The organism is Rhodococcus sp. APC 3903, from assembly GCF_030407755.1.
Classification (GTDB): domain Bacteria; phylum Actinomycetota; class Actinomycetes; order Mycobacteriales; family Mycobacteriaceae; genus Rhodococcus_F; species Rhodococcus_F erythropolis.
In genome coordinates, this window is record NZ_JASDCV010000020.1 from 40,690 (window position 1) to 54,996 (window position 14,307).

Here is a 14,307-nt window from a genome sequence, read left to right on the forward strand (position 1 = left end):
GTAGCGCACAACCTTGCCAAGGTTGGGGTCGCGGGTTCGAATCCCGTCGTCCGCTCCATTTTTCTCCAGAACCCGCGCGATTAGCTCAGCGGGAGAGCGCTTCCCTGACACGGAAGAGGTCACTGGTTCAATCCCAGTATCGCGCACCATTTGAAATTGCAAGAAGCCGGAACCTCAGGGTTCCGGCTTTTTGCGTTCGAGCGCCGAACACATCAACCGCAGTACAGACGCAAGCCCTCTCGGGAATCCACGTCAGTACTGCGGTTGATGTAGCTGATCAGATTGTTGTAACTGATCAGTGAGAGAAGCGGTTCGCTGCCGAAGTCATCGCGCGCAGCGAGGACTCAGTCGACGACTCCGCAATCCCCATCGCCCAGCTCCGACGGCCGTCGCACTCGGTGAAGATGAACGTCGCCGTGCGGTGGCCGATCTGGTGCTGATGGAAAGACAGGATCTCGAGCGAGATTCCCGCGTCGTGCAGCATCGACGTCATGGCCGAGATCGCGCCAGTCGAGGTGGCGGAAGCCTTCTGGATGCGCTCCCCCAGACCGAGAGTCGCTTCGAAAGTCCAACGACCCGGCGCAATCTTCTCGGAGGACCACGCGCCCAAACGGATCGGGCCGCTCATTGCCGCATACGTGGACTCGAACTCGGTCCAAGACATCGCTGAGCATTCGGCACGCAGGCCGGCTGGCAGAGATTTTCCGTGACGCGCCGCGAAAGGATCAGCAGCGGTAGAAGAAGAATCAGAAGCGAAGGCGGAATCAGAAGCGAAGGCGAAGTTGTAAGTCATGATCGTGGTCTTCCTGGAATGAAGTGGAGGACCAACTGGTAGCAAGACGACCCGCAGCGAGGGGTCGGTCCGATTCAGACCCCGCTACGGCGGCTTACTACGAGAATTCGCTTCATGAGAGACGAGGCTAGGCGGCCCGGTTCGAGAATGCAACCCGGACCGCCTCCGCACAGGTCAGACCTGAGCCGATTTATGCTCGGCGATCAGGGCGCGATACCACTCGAACGAGGTCTTCGGTGTGCGCTTCTGGGTGTCGAAATCGACGTGTACCAGGCCGAATCGCTCTTTGTATCCCGCAGCCCATTCGAAGTTGTCGAGGAGTGACCACACAAAATAGCCACGGACGTCGACACCGTCGTCCATGGCCGATCGGAGGGCGCGAAGGTGCGCGTCGTGGTAGTCGATTCGCGCTTCGTCCTCGACGACGCCTGCGGCGTCCGGTGCGTCGTGGAATGAACATCCGCTTTCCGTGATGTAGATCGGCGGCAGTGCGTCACCGAACCGAGCCTGGAACGTCCGCAGGATCTCACCCAGCCCTTCGGGAACGATCGGCCATCCGAAATCGGTTGTGGGATAACCGGTAATCGCGACAGGCGCAAAGGGCAGGCCCGGCGGTAGGTCGACCTCGAGCACACCTTCGGTCCCCTGGCCTTCCACCGGAGCGGCAATCATCGTCGGCTCGTAGTAGTTGATCCCGTACCAGTCGAGCGGCACCCCGATGATTTTCAAGTCCTCGTCGACGGGCCCGCTGAGCAGCTGAGCGAATTCGTCGGCGGGGTACTTCCCGACCAGAACCGGGTCGGCGAACATCCAATTGACGACGTGGTCGTAGATGTCGGCAGCCATCACGTCTTCCGGGGAATCCGAGGCGGCACGCACCGGTGCATGGTTCGAGGCGATTCCGATGTTCGTGCATCCGGTTGCCCGAAGCGCTTCGACAGCGAGGCCGTGCCCGAGCAGCTGGTGATGTGCAGCTTGGAAAGCCTCGAACCCCAAGGCCAGGCCGGGGGCATGAACTCCCAGGGCATGACCGTAGAGCGTGTGCACTACCGGTTCGTTGAGCGGCATCCACATTCCGACGCGATCGGACAACCGTTCGCCGACGACCTGGGCGTACTCCCCCAGCCGGTGCGACGTGTCTCGGTTCATCCAGCCGCCCTGCTCTTGCAGTGCGAGGGGCAGATCCCAGTGAAAGAGAGTGACGGCAGGAGTAATTCCCACCGAACACAGTCGATCGATCAGGCGGTCGTAGAAGTCGAGCCCTTTCGCATTCACGGCCCCCGATCCGGTGGGCAGAATTCGCGACCACGACAGGGACAGCCGATAAGCGTCGAGCCCGAGGTCTTTCATCAACTCGATATCCGATTCCCAGCGGTGATAATGATCGGCAGCAACCGCTCCGGTGTCGCCCCCGACGACTACACCGGGGCGGTCACAGAACTCGTCCCAAATCGACGGTCCGCGACCGTCTTCGGCCACAGCTCCTTCGATTTGGTAGGCCGCGGTGGCGGTTCCCCAGACGAAGGAAGACGGAAATTCTGGTGTCGGCTGCCGAGTCATGTCGGCCAGTTAATCAAAGAACCGTGCAAAACACGCAGCTTTGTTGGACACTCGACCAGTATCAAGATCCAGTACCGTTCGGCCTAACCGAACGAACGAGACAAAGGCCCTGCTTGATGACGGATAACACCCGCACCCTGACGAGGGCTCGGATCGCCACTTCGGTGGCCTTCGGACTTCAAGGATTTCTCCTCGCCGCCATTCTGACGCAGCTGCCGCAGTACAAGGACTTGTTCGAGCTGAGCGAGACACTGGTTGTGGTTGCGGTTGTCACCGTGTCCGTCATCGCCGGGCTCGGCAGCGTGCTCGCCGAGATTCTGGCCGTGAGAACGTCGAGCAAGATGACTCTGCGAACCGGACTCGCCGTCATCGCAGTCTTCGGCGGGGCAACCGGAATTGCGCCCAACGCGGCGATGTTCTTCGTCTTCCTGGCGATCTACGGCATCGGACTCGGCATGGTCGACGCGGCCGCCAACATGCAGGCAGTCTCGATCCAACACGCCAAGGGCCGCTTCATCCTCTCCTCGTTCCATGCTTCCTGGAGCGTCGGAGCGATTGTCGGCGCTCTGTTCATCTCTGCTACCGCAAGCCTCGACATCTCGATCCGCATCACGCAGGTGATCGCGGGAGTTGTTGTCGGACTGATGCTTCTGGCCTTCGGCCCGCAACTGCTCGATCGCTCCGAGTCTCCGGTTGCCGATGCAAACATCACGAGCACCGCGAAATTCACCGTACCCACCCGCGCCTTCGTCCTGCTCGGCGTCGCGATGGCATTGTTCTATGCGGTCGACTTCAGCGTCGGAAACTGGTCGACGCTGTACGTCAAGGACGAACTGCTCGCCGACGCCGGGACGGCCGCCCTTTCCGTGGCGGCGTACCAAATCGCGGCACTGGTCGCACGACTGACCGGCGACTACTGGGTCGGCAAGTTCGGTGAGACCACCGTCGTGCGGATCGGCTCTCTCATCGGCGTGGTCGGCATGACGATCGTTGTCCTCGCGCAATCTCCCGCCGTTGCCATCGCCGGCTTCCTGATCGTCGGCCTCGGCGTACCGGTGATCGCCCCGATTTGCTTCAGCGCGGCCGGACGGATGGCTCCCCCGGATCAGGTCGACGCGGTGATCGCACGCATCAACCTCTTCAACTACGTCGGCACGGTGGTCGGCGGCGGCATCGTCGGCGCGGTCGCTGCCTTCAGTGACCTTCGAATCGGGTTCCTGATTCCGCTGGCGTTCTGCGCGATCTTGATAGTTCTTGCTCCCGCGTTCGCACCGAAACGAGCCACGACGCCGGTCGCCGAGAACGCCGCTTGAGCATCACGCTCGACGAAGGTGGTGTACTTGATCAACCGAATCATGTGCGCGAGAGGTAGAAACTGACGTGACGATCACCGTTGACCGGGCCGGAATCTGGGATTCCGAAGCAATCGCCGACGTGGCAGCGGTGACGTTTCCGCTGGCTTGTCCGCCGGGCGCATCCGACGACGACATCAGTGCCTTCATCGACAACGTTCTCTCGGTCGACAAGTTCTCCGAGTATCTGACGGACCCGACACGAACCGTTCTCAAGGTCATTCGCGACGGCTCGATCGTCGGCTACGCGATGCTCGTCGACGACGAGCCCGCCGACCCGGACGTCAAAGCTGCTGTGACACTTCGCCCGACGACGGAACTGAGCAAGTTGTACGTGCTTCCGGGAAACCACGGAACCGGCGCGGCAGCATCCCTGATGGACGCGGTTGTCGACCATGCACGACGCAGCGGAAGTGCCGGGATCTGGCTGGGTGTCAATCAGGAAAATCTGCGCGCCCAGAAGTTCTACGCCAAACACGGCTTCACCCAGGTCGGCACGAAGACTTTTCTCGTGGGGGCACAACTCCACCACGATTTCGTGATGGAGCGCCCCGTCAGCTGACAGGCCTGCTGATCAGCCGGCCGCGACCTCGAAACGAGAAAGTGCGAGCAGACGCGAGGTCGCGCGCAGGTACTTCTTCTTGTACCCACCGGCAAGCATCTCGGGGGTGAAGATCTCGTCGAGGCGTGCGCCGGAAACGGTGACCGGGATGCTCGCGTCGTACAAGCGGTCGGCAAGAACCACGATGCGCAGTGCAACAGACTGATCCGTTGCCGGGTGAACGCCGTCGATGAAGACCGCCTTCACACCCTCGACCAACTTGTTGTAGCGCGACGGGTGCAGTGTGCTGAGGTGCTTGCACAGCTCGTCGAAGTTGTCGAGCGTGGCGCCGTCGATCGCCTCGGCCCGAGAGACCAATTCCTCCGAGGAGATGGGCTCTGGTGCGGGCGGGAGATCGCGGTGACGGTAGTCGGGGCCGTCGACGCGAATCGTCTCGAAGATCGAGCCGAGCTTCTTGATCTCGCGAAGGAAGTCCTGAGCCGCGAAGCGACCCTCACCGAGCTGGCCGGGAAGCGTGTTCGACGTCGCAACGATGGACACGCCGCGCGCGGAAAGCTCCGAAAGGAGGCGAGAGACGAGCATGGTGTCGCCCGGATCGTCGAGCTCGAACTCGTCGATGCAGAGAACGCTGTGGTCGGCGAGCGCTTCGACCGCTTTGTTGAAGCCGAGAGCGCCGACGACGTGTGTCAGCTCGACGAAGGTTCCGAAGGCCTTCGGCGACGGAACGCTGTGGAAGATCGACGCCAGCAAGTGAGTCTTACCAACACCGAACCCGCCGTCGAGGTACAGGCCGGCGCCGGTCGCCTGGGTCTTCTTGCCGAACAGTCCGCGGCGTCCACCACTACGGATCTTGGTTACGCGCTTGGAGAATTCCTCGGCCTTGGCGACAGCAGCTGCCTGGCTCGGTTCCTTCGGATCAGGAATGTAGGACGCAAAACTCACCTCGTCGAACATTGCGGGAGGCACCATTTGAGCTACCAGTTGATCGGCGGGTACCACCGGGCTGCGATCGACAAGACGTTCATGCATCCATCAAGGGTATCTACGTGATGTGATCTCTCATGTGCACCGTATGGATATTGCGACCTACTTCACACCAGGCCACGAAGACGAACTCCGCGGCTTGTACGCCTATCCGGAGAACCTCTCCCAACCCTGGATGCGCGTGAACTTCGTTTCCAGCATCGACGGGTGCGTCTCCGTCGACGGAGTGAGCCATGGACTGGGCACACCTGCAGACAAGTCGGTATTCGGGATCTTGCGCGAACTTTGTGACGTCGTCGTGGTCGGCGCAGGCACAGCGCGAGCCGAGAACTACGGGGGTGTGCAGATCTCGGACGCAGCCCGGGCGCGACGAAAGGCGGGCGGCCTCGCTCCGGTCCCACAGATCCTCGTCGTCTCGGCGCACGCGTCGATCGACCCTGAAAGCCGGCTCCTGCGAGATACCGAAATTCCGCCGATTCTTGTTGTCGGTAGCGCCGCGGACAGCGCAGCGATTTCAGCGCTGAGGTCGGCCGGAGCGCAGGTGGAGGTGACGGACTCACCGAATGTCAGCAGCGGCGACATCGACAGGGCCTTGTCGGCTCGCAAGCTCCGTCGCGTGCTGTGTGAGGGCGGGCCGTCACTTTTCGGGCAGTTGATCGAGGACAATGCCGTCGACGAACTCTGCATCACCACTTCACCTCAACTGGTGGGGAGCAATGTCGGCCGAATCTCGCTCTCCCCCAATGCAATGCCCACGTCGATGCGTCCCGCTCACATTCTCGGCGATTCGGACGGCACGATCCTCACTCGATGGGTTCGTCAGCAGCCACGTGGGTGAACCTGGCACTCTGGTCGGCATGCGCAGAGTTGCTTTGATGGCCGTCGTCCTCGCGACGTGTTGTGCGTGCGGCGCCGGGCCGTCGCTTCGGCCCGCCGTCGCGGTCGAAGGCCGCACCGACGGCAGCCCTGCCCAGAGCGAGGGACCGTCACCCGATGCGCCGCCGGTTGACCCCGGCGTCCCGACCGACGACATACCGTGGCGAGACTGCACCGGCACGTCACTCGCCGACCAGGCTCTCGCAGCGTCGAGCGCCGGCGTCATCCTCGAATGCGCGGAATTCAGTGCCCCCATCGACGTGACCGGCGCCATCGACGGCAACTTCACTGCCGGCTTGACCCGCGCTCGGACGTCCTCGACGCCTGCCAACGCGTATCCGATCGTGTTCACATCCGGCACCGACCGTTCGTCGGGAAACTCTCTGGCCATGCTCGCTACGTCCGGCTTGACGACGGTGCTCGCGGACCACCCCGTCGTTGCCCTGGATCGACGCGGAATCGACAGGTCCACCGCAATCGACTGCATGACGCCGGAGATTCGGCGCGGCCTTCACGATCTGGGCCAGTTCGACGCGGACTCCACCGGCGACGCCGCCGACGCGGTCGCCGCTCTCGGTCACGATGCAACCATCGCCTGTACCGACTATCTCGATCCTCAAGAACTGAAGTTCGGCGCGGACTCCGCGGCCGAGGACATCGACGCTCTACGTACGCGGTGGGGCGTCGAGACCATCGCTCTGTGGTCGGCAGGGTCCGGCTCGGACATCGCGCTGAGCTACGCGGCAGCCCACCCCGACAACCTCGCGAGGTTGATCCTCGATTCTCCCGCTCCGGTGGCCACCGACGCTGCCACCGAGGCGGAGAGCCGCGTGCAGGGCGAGGAAGCGGCGTTGACCGCATTCGCTCAGCGATGTGTGGCGCTGGGGTGCTCGCTCGGACCTGATCCGAAGAAAGCGGTCACGGACTTGATGGAGCGCGCTCGGGCCGATGAATTCCAGCCGCTGTCCGCCGCTGCGGTGTCGAACGCGATTTCGGCGAGCCTGTGGACTGCCGGAACCAACCGAGAGCAAGAGACCCGCTCGCTCTCAGACGCTCTGTCCGCGCTCGGTACCGGCAACGCTTCGCCGATTCGAGAGCGCGCCGCCCGGGCAGAGAACGAGGTGGACGGTGACGGCCAGTTCATCGGACGATGCACCGACGGCATGCAGTGGCCGGGGATCGGGCGCGTCCGCGAACTGGCGGACACCTGGGGCACCAACTATCCGGTATTCGGTCGAGAAGCCGCGCTCGGTTTGCTCGCATGCGCCAGCTGGCCGTCGACCGCCAACTCGCCCCTGCCGAATCAGTTGAAGCCCGCCGTCCTCGTGCTGAGCGGTCAGGGCGACCCGGCCGTCGGGAACTCCGGACTCTCGACCGTCACCGGCGTCGTGACCAACGCGGGGTCGCGCTTCGCAACCCTGGACTGGCAGGGTGCGGGTCACCCCGCGGCACAATCCACCTGCGCGCAGCAGGCGATGAGGGCATACCTCACCGATGCCTCCCTGCCCAGCAACGGAAGCGTGTGCCCGGCCTGACTCGGGCGCTTGTCCACCACGACCGAAAAGGGGTGCATCCCCCGATCACACCCTGCTCCGGTGTACCGTGCCGAAGTGTTCCTTCGACAGCTCGAGCCGCGTACCGGGCGGACAACCCAACAAGTCGTCAACTTCGTTTTGTGGCCGATCGCCGTGATGACCGTGCTCAATCGTGTCATCGTCACAGCAGTCAACGGCGCCATCACCGATGACTTCCGACCGGTCTACAACGCCGCGCTGGCGTTCTGGAACGGGCGCGATGTCTACACCGCAGATTTCAACTCCGTAGACCCCCATTACCTGTACCCACCATCGGGTTCCTTGTTGATGGCACCCCTGGCGATCCTCGATCCCGAGCGCTCGCGGTGGCTGTTCATCGGTGTCAATGCCGTCGCCATTCTCGTGGCTCTCTACCTGCTGTTGCGCTTGTTCGACCTGACGATCAGTTCCATCGCGGCCCCGATTCTGGTGCTCGGCGCTTTCATGTCGGAGACGGTCACCAACACGTTGGTGTTCACCAACATCAACGGCCTCGTACTGCTCGGCGAAGTTGCCTTCCTCCTGCTGCTGATGCGCAAGAAGGATCTGTGGGCCGGCGCCGCGATCGGTCTCACCATCGCAGTGAAACCCACTCTCGCGCCACTGCTCCTGCTGCCGCTCGTTCGCGGTCAGTGGAAGGTGCTCGTCACCGCCCTGGGCATCCCGTTCATTCTCACGGTCGTGGCATGGCCGCTTGCGTCGGATCCGATGGACTTCGTCCGCCGCACCGTGCCGTACCTGCTCGAATCTCGTGACTACTTCAACAGTTCGATTGTCGGAAACGGCGCTTACTTCGGTCTGCCCGAATGGTTGATCCTGCTGTTGCGCGTCGTGTTGGCCGCCATGGTCGTCGTCTCTCTGTGGCTTCTTTACCGCTATTACCGCAACGACGAACTCTTCTTCCTCACCACCGCGACCGGTGTGATCATGACCGCGTCGTTCCTGCTGCCATCGCTCGGCCAGATGTACTACTCGATGATGCTGTTTCCGCTGTTGATGTCCGTGGTGCTCAAGAACTCGGTCATGCGGAACTGGCCGGCGTGGCTCGCCGTCTACGGCTTCATGACGTTCGACAGCTGGTGGTCGAACCGCTGGCCGACCTTCGGCCGGGCAGCCGAATACACCAAGAGCACCCTCGGCTGGAGCCTTCTGCTGATCGTGATCTTCTGTGTCCTCGGATACCGGTATCTGGTCGCTCGTCGCGAGGGCCGCTTGGATCGCGGAATCGATCCCGCCTACCTCCTCGATCCCCCACTCGATACCGTCTCACCTGCCGACGAAGCCGAAACGGCGACAAAGCATTAGCGTGGAGGCATGAGTTCTTCACACGATGGCATCGACAGCACACCTGAGGTCACGTACACCGAGAGCGAGTGGCGCGAAAAGCTGACTCCGGAGGAGTTCGCCGTCCTGCGCCAAGCCGGCACCGAACGCCCCTTCGTCGGCGAGTACACCGACACCACCACGGAAGGCGTTTACTCCTGCCGTGCGTGCGGAGCCGAACTGTTCCGCAGCACCGAAAAGTTCGAATCGCACTGCGGGTGGCCGTCCTTCTTCGATCCGGCGGATTCGGATGCCGTGATCCTGAAGGAAGACAGCTCACTCGGGATGCGCCGTGTCGAGGTCATCTGCAAGAAGTGCCACAGCCACCTCGGTCACGTCTTCGAGGGCGAGGGATACCCGACGCCGACCGATCAGCGGTACTGCATCAACTCGATCTCGCTGGTTCTCAAGCCCGCTCAGTAGCCAGGTCGTGGGCTACCCCGAGTCACTGGTAGCCCACGATTCGAGACTTCAACTCAGAAGTCCCAGTTCAGCGCAGTCGGGCTCAGACCAGCCGCGTTCAGGTCCTCGTTTCGAGCGACAAGACCGTCCTTGACTGACCCGATCCCACCACCGATCGCGCCGGACGTGATGTCCGTCAACGAGGCATCGCCGCCCGTGACTTCCTTCGTCACGATCGCAGCGGACGCTCCCGACACCGCATCGTCGAAAGCCCCCCGCGCGATCTGCTGCAATCTCGAACCGGTCGGGAGCGGGTTCGGGTCGGGGCCGACACGATCCGGCGTCGTCTTCAACCCTCCGTTCGCAAGTCCCTTGATGAAACCGTCGCGCCCCTCGGTCACGACCTTGCCACCGTCGATCGACTGGCGATGATCCATCGTCATCTGCCCGAGTTGAATGGCGAGGCCGGAGAAGACGGCAGCGGCAGCTTCCACTGCTGCAGCCTCGATCACTCGTATCAACAATTGCTGCAACAGCATTCGGACCGTGAGTGTTGTTGCCACCTCCGCCGCCACGATTCCGGCGGTACTCGCACCCAGTGTCGGGACAGCGGCCGCCACCATGGCGGCAATCTCGAGCGCCAGTGCGCCCAGCGCCGCGAGGATCGACAGTTTGGTGTACTCGATGTCCGTGCCGGTATCGGTGCATGACTGACCCAGTTCGGCCGCGGCAGAGGACAACCGCTCGAAGACCTCCGCAACTCCCCCGGCCTCCGACCAATACCGAGACAACGAGTCGCCGGCTCGACCGTCGATCGATGCCAGTACTGTTTGCAATCCGTAACCACCGGCAGCGGCCGAAGCCTCGATCCGATCAGCCGCGCCTGACCAGGCATCACCCAACCTCCACAGTGCCGTTTCGTCTCCTTGCGGCCAGTCACTGCCCACCGCAACCGACGCAACCGCCTGTAACCAGCCTGGAATCTCGAGTCCCATCAGAGCCCACCCGCCATGTCGTCGGCAAGCGAGGTGTCGATCGATTCGAAACGATCGGTGATCTCGATCAGCGTGGCAGTCAATTCGCGGAGCGCGCCCGCGACCAGTGTCATCCCGCCGACTGCTGACTCCGCACCGGGAACATACGCGTCCGAGAATGCGGTTCCGAACTGGTCAGCGCCCCAGCACCCCTCTTCGGCGCCGGCCACTGTTTCCAGAGCACTCCGTGCCTCGTCGAGATCGGCAGCGACCACCTCGAATGCTGGTGCAGCACTTCCCATCGCGGCCACGTCCACGTCCAGTTCAGACATTGCCGGAGCTCCTCAGAACGGTGCGGTCCCAGTGCTCGTCGCCGCCGACCGCCACCGACGCCGGACGAGGCGCGAGAATCTCACGCAATCCGAGCACACCGGGAACGAGGTCGGGCAAATCGATCCTGGCCGCTTCGGTGAACGGCCTCGACATCTCGGCAATCTGTCGGCGCATGTCCTCCGCCGCAGATGTGGCCGTGGCCAGGATCAGATTTCCCAACGCTACCGGCGAATGCTTGCCGTAAGCGCTCCCGGAGAGGGTGACTCCCACGGTCGCCCCCGAAGCGTCTACGACGACTTCCACACTGCCATCACTCGAGCGCGCGCTCGCCGTTGCTCGTGCGATCTTCTCCTGCATATCCGCCAGCGATCGCGTTCGCTCCAACAGATCAACCTGCATCGAATCGATCTGAGCCCGAAGAACTTCGACCTGTCCCCTCATCGAACCAACATCCGCCCCACTCACGATGGCCCCCACCTCCGATAGATCGTGACACCTGATTCAGGCGCTCACGAGGTTCGACGCGGGAGGTGGCCGATCGGTTCCGTCAGCGCAAACGAAGCACGGGCGGATCGAACGCCTTGACCGGCGGCAGAACACCTTCGAATTTCTCGATCTGCACCAGAACGTGCTGGCCGGTGCACCCGTGCGAAAGCGAAGACGTGCCGACGTCCGGCGTAAGAACGTTGGGATTTCCGTGAACACACAGCGAATCGGGATCGGCAGGATCGAGCGGGTCGTACCACGCCCCGGTCGACAACTGGACGACGTCGCTCCGCAAATCCGAATCGACGATCACACCAGCCAGGCACGCCCCGCGATCGTTGAATACGCGCACCACGTCCCCTGCCGACACGCCGCGCGCGGCCGCTGCATCCGGGTGCATACGAATCGGCTCGCGTCCCTGAATCTTCGATGCCTGGCTCGCAGCGCCGTGATCGAGTTGGCTGTGCAGCCGCGTCTTGGGCTGGTTGGCGATCAAGTGAAGCGGGAATTGCGTGGCCCGTGGTCCACCCAGCCACTCGTCGGGCTCGTACCAGCGCGGATGGCCGGCGCAGTCGTCGTAGCCGAAAGACTCGATGGTCTCGGAGAAGATCTCGATCTTCCCACTCGGAGTCGAGAGCGGATACTTCTCGGGGTCCTCGCGGAAGTCACCGAAGAGCACGAGGTTGTCTTCGGTTCGCATCCGGTAGTGCCCATCCGACCAGAAATCCTCGAACGTCGGTGTGTTGCCGCCGTCTGCATCGACGAACGGCCGCCATTGACCGTAGAGATGCTCGATCCACTCCTGTGAGGATCTCCCCTCGGTGAACTGCTCCCCGAATCCGAGCGCAGAAGCCAGAGCGGCAAACGTGTCGTAGTCGTCTCGCGAGTTCGCGAAAGGTGGAACTACTTGCTGCATCGCGACCAGAAGTGGATCATTTCGTGTGCAGCTCAGGTCATTTCGTTCGAGCGACGTTGTCGACGGGACAACGATGTCGGCGTTGCGGGCCATCGGCGTCCAGTAGGGATCGTGAACGACGATCGTGTCCGGACGCGCAAATGCCCGTCGCAGCCTCGGGAGATCCTGGTGGTGATGAAACGGATTGCCACCGGCCCAGTAGACCAACCGAATATCCGGATAGGTCAGGCGCCTGCCGTCGTAGTCGAACTCCTCGCCGGGCGAGAGCAAGAGATCGGAGATCGCGGCCACCGGAATGAAATCGGGCACCGGATTCACACCTTGTGAGAAGGTCGGCAACGGATACGGCACCGGAGCCAGACCCGGCTCGTTCATCGAACCGTAGCCGTGGCCGAAACCGCCACCCGGAAGCCCGAATTGGCCGAGCATCGCGGCGAGTGTCACGCCCATCCACGGTGCCTGTTCACCGTGTTTGATGCGTTGCAACGACCACGTGACGGTCACCAGCGTCCGGCCGGACGCCATTCTCCGAGCCAGGTCGGTGATGAACTCCGCCGGCACCCCGGAGATCTTCTGCGCCCAGCGCGGATCCTTCGGTACACCGTCGGCACGTCCGAGCAGGTAATCCTCGAAGCGTTCGTAGCCGACGCAGAAGCGGTTCAGGAAATCGCGATCGTGCAGGTCCTCCGACGCCAGGACAAACGCCAGGGCAAGCATGATTGCCACGTCGGTTCCCGGAACGGGTGCGATCCACTCGCAGTCGCCATCGACGTCGTCGCGCAACGGACTGAAGGAGACGATCTTTCCGCCGCGGGCACGAAATGCGTCGAGCGCCCCGCGCGTCGGATGATCGCTCGTACCACCGGCATTGACGCCGGTGTTTTTGATCGGTACTCCCCCGAACGAGACGAGAAGATCGGAGTGCTTGGCGATGACGTCCCACGACGTGGAGCGCGCGAACAACTTCCAGTGTGTTCCGACCACACGCGGCATGATGACACCGGTGGCACCGAGCGAGTAGCTGTGGACCGACTTGGTGTATCCACCCAGCTGATTCAGAAATCGGTGAACTTGGCTCTGCGCGTGATGGAATCGACCGGCGCTGGCCCAGCCGTACGAGCCGCCGAAGATCGCGTTGTTCCCGTGCGTGTCGACCACGCGACGCAACTCGCGGGAGAGGAGTTCGGTCAGTTCGTCCCACGAGACCGAGACGAACTCGTCCGCTCCACGTCGGTCGCTGGGACCAGGCCCGTTCTCGAGCCAACCGCGGCGCACCGCCGGGCCCGAAACGCGAGCCCGACTGCGCACCGAACCGGCGAGGTTCCCGAGCATCGGCGAGGGATTCGAATCACCCTCGTACGGATGCACGGCGGTCACCTCGCCGGCGACCGATTCGGCGGTGAACATTCCCCAATGGGACATGTGTTGACGACGCCGGTTCGGTGCAGTTGTCACAGAAACTACTTTCGAAGTAGATCAGGGTAGGGAAAGGACCAGCTTCTCGATGTCCACGCGCGGCCCGGTGAAGAACGGCACCTCTTCGCGAACGTGCAAGCGAGCTTCGGTGGCACGCAGATCGCGCATCAGATCGACGATACGGATGAGCTCAGGCGCTTCGAACGCGAGAATCCACTCGTAGTCCCCCAGAGCGAAGGCCGGGACCGTGTTGGCGCGAACGTCCTTGTACGAACGAGCAGCCATACCGTGATCGGCGAGCATCTTGCGACGCTCCTCGTCGGGGAGCAGGTACCACTCGTACGAGCGGACGAACGGGTAAACGCAGATGTAGTCGCCCGGATCCTCACCCGCGATGAACGAGGGCACGTGGCTCTTGTTGAACTCCGCGGGGCGATGCACCGCCGAGTTGCTCCAGATGGGAGCACTGGCCTGTCCGAGGACGGTGGTGCGGCGGAAATCCGCGTAAGCGGCCTGCAGTTCCTCGATGCTGGCCGCGTGGGTCCAGATCATGAAGTCCGCGTCGGCGCGCAAGCCGGCGACGTCGTAGATGCCGCGAACCACGACGCCCTTGTCTTCGAGACCCTCGAAGAACAAACGGGCGTCCTTGACCGCAGCTTCCCGATCATCGCCCAGCACACCGGGTTCCACCTGGAACACGGAGAACATGAGGTAACGGATTTCAGAGTTCAGTTTGTCGAAATCAAGGCGTGCCAT

14 protein-coding genes and 1 tRNA gene are annotated in these 14,307 nt (G+C 62.8%); 7 read left to right on the forward strand and 8 right to left on the reverse strand.

What is annotated here, in order from left to right; all coding sequences use genetic code 11:
- The first annotated feature begins 74 nt into the window (after positions 1-74).
- Positions 75-149 (forward strand) — tRNA-Val (locus QMA15_RS24910).
- Positions 150-295: 146 nt separating this feature from the next.
- Here the strand turns inward: QMA15_RS24910 and QMA15_RS24915 are convergent.
- Positions 296-793 carry an alpha-isopropylmalate synthase regulatory domain-containing protein gene (locus QMA15_RS24915; protein ID WP_020907588.1) on the reverse strand — a complete coding sequence of 166 codons (498 nt, stop codon included), beginning with the start codon at positions 791-793 and terminating at the stop codon, positions 296-298.
- A gap of 174 nt (positions 794-967) precedes the next feature.
- The gene (locus QMA15_RS24920; protein WP_279163836.1) at positions 968-2,353 is read right to left on the reverse strand and encodes a GH1 family beta-glucosidase; all 1,386 of its coding nucleotides are present in this window, start codon (positions 2,351-2,353) and stop codon (positions 968-970) included.
- Between the two features lie 116 nt (positions 2,354-2,469).
- Here QMA15_RS24920 and QMA15_RS24925 point away from each other — a divergent pair, with 116 nt between their 5' ends.
- Positions 2,470-3,666, forward strand: a complete 1,197-nt coding sequence (locus tag QMA15_RS24925; protein ID WP_019748279.1) for an MFS transporter — start codon at positions 2,470-2,472, stop codon at positions 3,664-3,666.
- 67 nt (positions 3,667-3,733) lie between these two features.
- Complete coding sequence (locus QMA15_RS24930; protein WP_060938507.1) at positions 3,734-4,267, forward strand: GNAT family N-acetyltransferase; 534 nt, start codon at positions 3,734-3,736, stop codon at positions 4,265-4,267.
- Between the two features lie 12 nt (positions 4,268-4,279).
- Here QMA15_RS24930 and zapE read toward each other — a convergent pair whose 3' ends face one another.
- Positions 4,280-5,296, reverse strand: a complete 1,017-nt coding sequence (zapE, locus tag QMA15_RS24935) for a cell division protein ZapE (RefSeq protein WP_019748277.1) — start codon at positions 5,294-5,296, stop codon at positions 4,280-4,282.
- A gap of 43 nt (positions 5,297-5,339) precedes the next feature.
- Between zapE and QMA15_RS24940 the strand changes: the two genes are divergently transcribed.
- The 4 genes from QMA15_RS24940 to msrB are packed head-to-tail and all read left to right on the forward strand — an operon-like array spanning position 5,340 to position 9,447.
- A complete protein-coding gene (locus QMA15_RS24940; protein WP_279164319.1) occupies positions 5,340-6,089 on the forward strand; it encodes a pyrimidine reductase family protein in 750 nt (249 codons plus the stop codon).
- A 19-nt stretch (positions 6,090-6,108) separates the two neighbouring features.
- On the forward strand, positions 6,109-7,662 hold the full coding sequence (locus QMA15_RS24945) for an alpha/beta hydrolase (RefSeq protein ID WP_019748275.1): 1,554 nt from the start codon (positions 6,109-6,111) through the stop codon (positions 7,660-7,662).
- A 60-nt stretch (positions 7,663-7,722) separates the two neighbouring features.
- The gene (locus QMA15_RS24950) at positions 7,723-9,006 is read left to right on the forward strand and encodes a glycosyltransferase family 87 protein (RefSeq protein ID WP_211916788.1); all 1,284 of its coding nucleotides are present in this window, start codon (positions 7,723-7,725) and stop codon (positions 9,004-9,006) included.
- Positions 9,007-9,015: 9 nt separating this feature from the next.
- The gene (msrB, locus tag QMA15_RS24955; RefSeq protein ID WP_003942631.1) at positions 9,016-9,447 is read left to right on the forward strand and encodes a peptide-methionine (R)-S-oxide reductase MsrB; all 432 of its coding nucleotides are present in this window, start codon (positions 9,016-9,018) and stop codon (positions 9,445-9,447) included.
- 53 nt (positions 9,448-9,500) lie between these two features.
- Here msrB and QMA15_RS24960 read toward each other — a convergent pair whose 3' ends face one another.
- From QMA15_RS24960 to hemQ, 5 genes are all read right to left on the reverse strand, one after another.
- Positions 9,501-10,421, reverse strand: coding sequence for a hypothetical protein (locus tag QMA15_RS24960; RefSeq protein ID WP_019748273.1), 921 nt, complete (start codon positions 10,419-10,421; stop codon positions 9,501-9,503).
- Positions 10,421-10,732 carry a hypothetical protein gene (locus QMA15_RS24965; protein ID WP_019748272.1) on the reverse strand — a complete coding sequence of 104 codons (312 nt, stop codon included), beginning with the start codon at positions 10,730-10,732 and terminating at the stop codon, positions 10,421-10,423. The genes QMA15_RS24960 and QMA15_RS24965 overlap by 1 nt, the downstream gene beginning before the upstream one ends.
- Positions 10,725-11,174, reverse strand: coding sequence for a YbaB/EbfC family nucleoid-associated protein (locus QMA15_RS24970; protein WP_290287064.1), 450 nt, complete (start codon positions 11,172-11,174; stop codon positions 10,725-10,727). The genes QMA15_RS24965 and QMA15_RS24970 overlap by 8 nt, the downstream gene beginning before the upstream one ends.
- A gap of 106 nt (positions 11,175-11,280) precedes the next feature.
- Positions 11,281-13,557, reverse strand: coding sequence for a molybdopterin guanine dinucleotide-containing S/N-oxide reductase (locus tag QMA15_RS24975; RefSeq protein ID WP_279164321.1), 2,277 nt, complete (start codon positions 13,555-13,557; stop codon positions 11,281-11,283).
- A 54-nt stretch (positions 13,558-13,611) separates the two neighbouring features.
- A complete protein-coding gene (hemQ, locus tag QMA15_RS24980) occupies positions 13,612-14,307 on the reverse strand; it encodes a hydrogen peroxide-dependent heme synthase (protein WP_019748269.1) in 696 nt (231 codons plus the stop codon).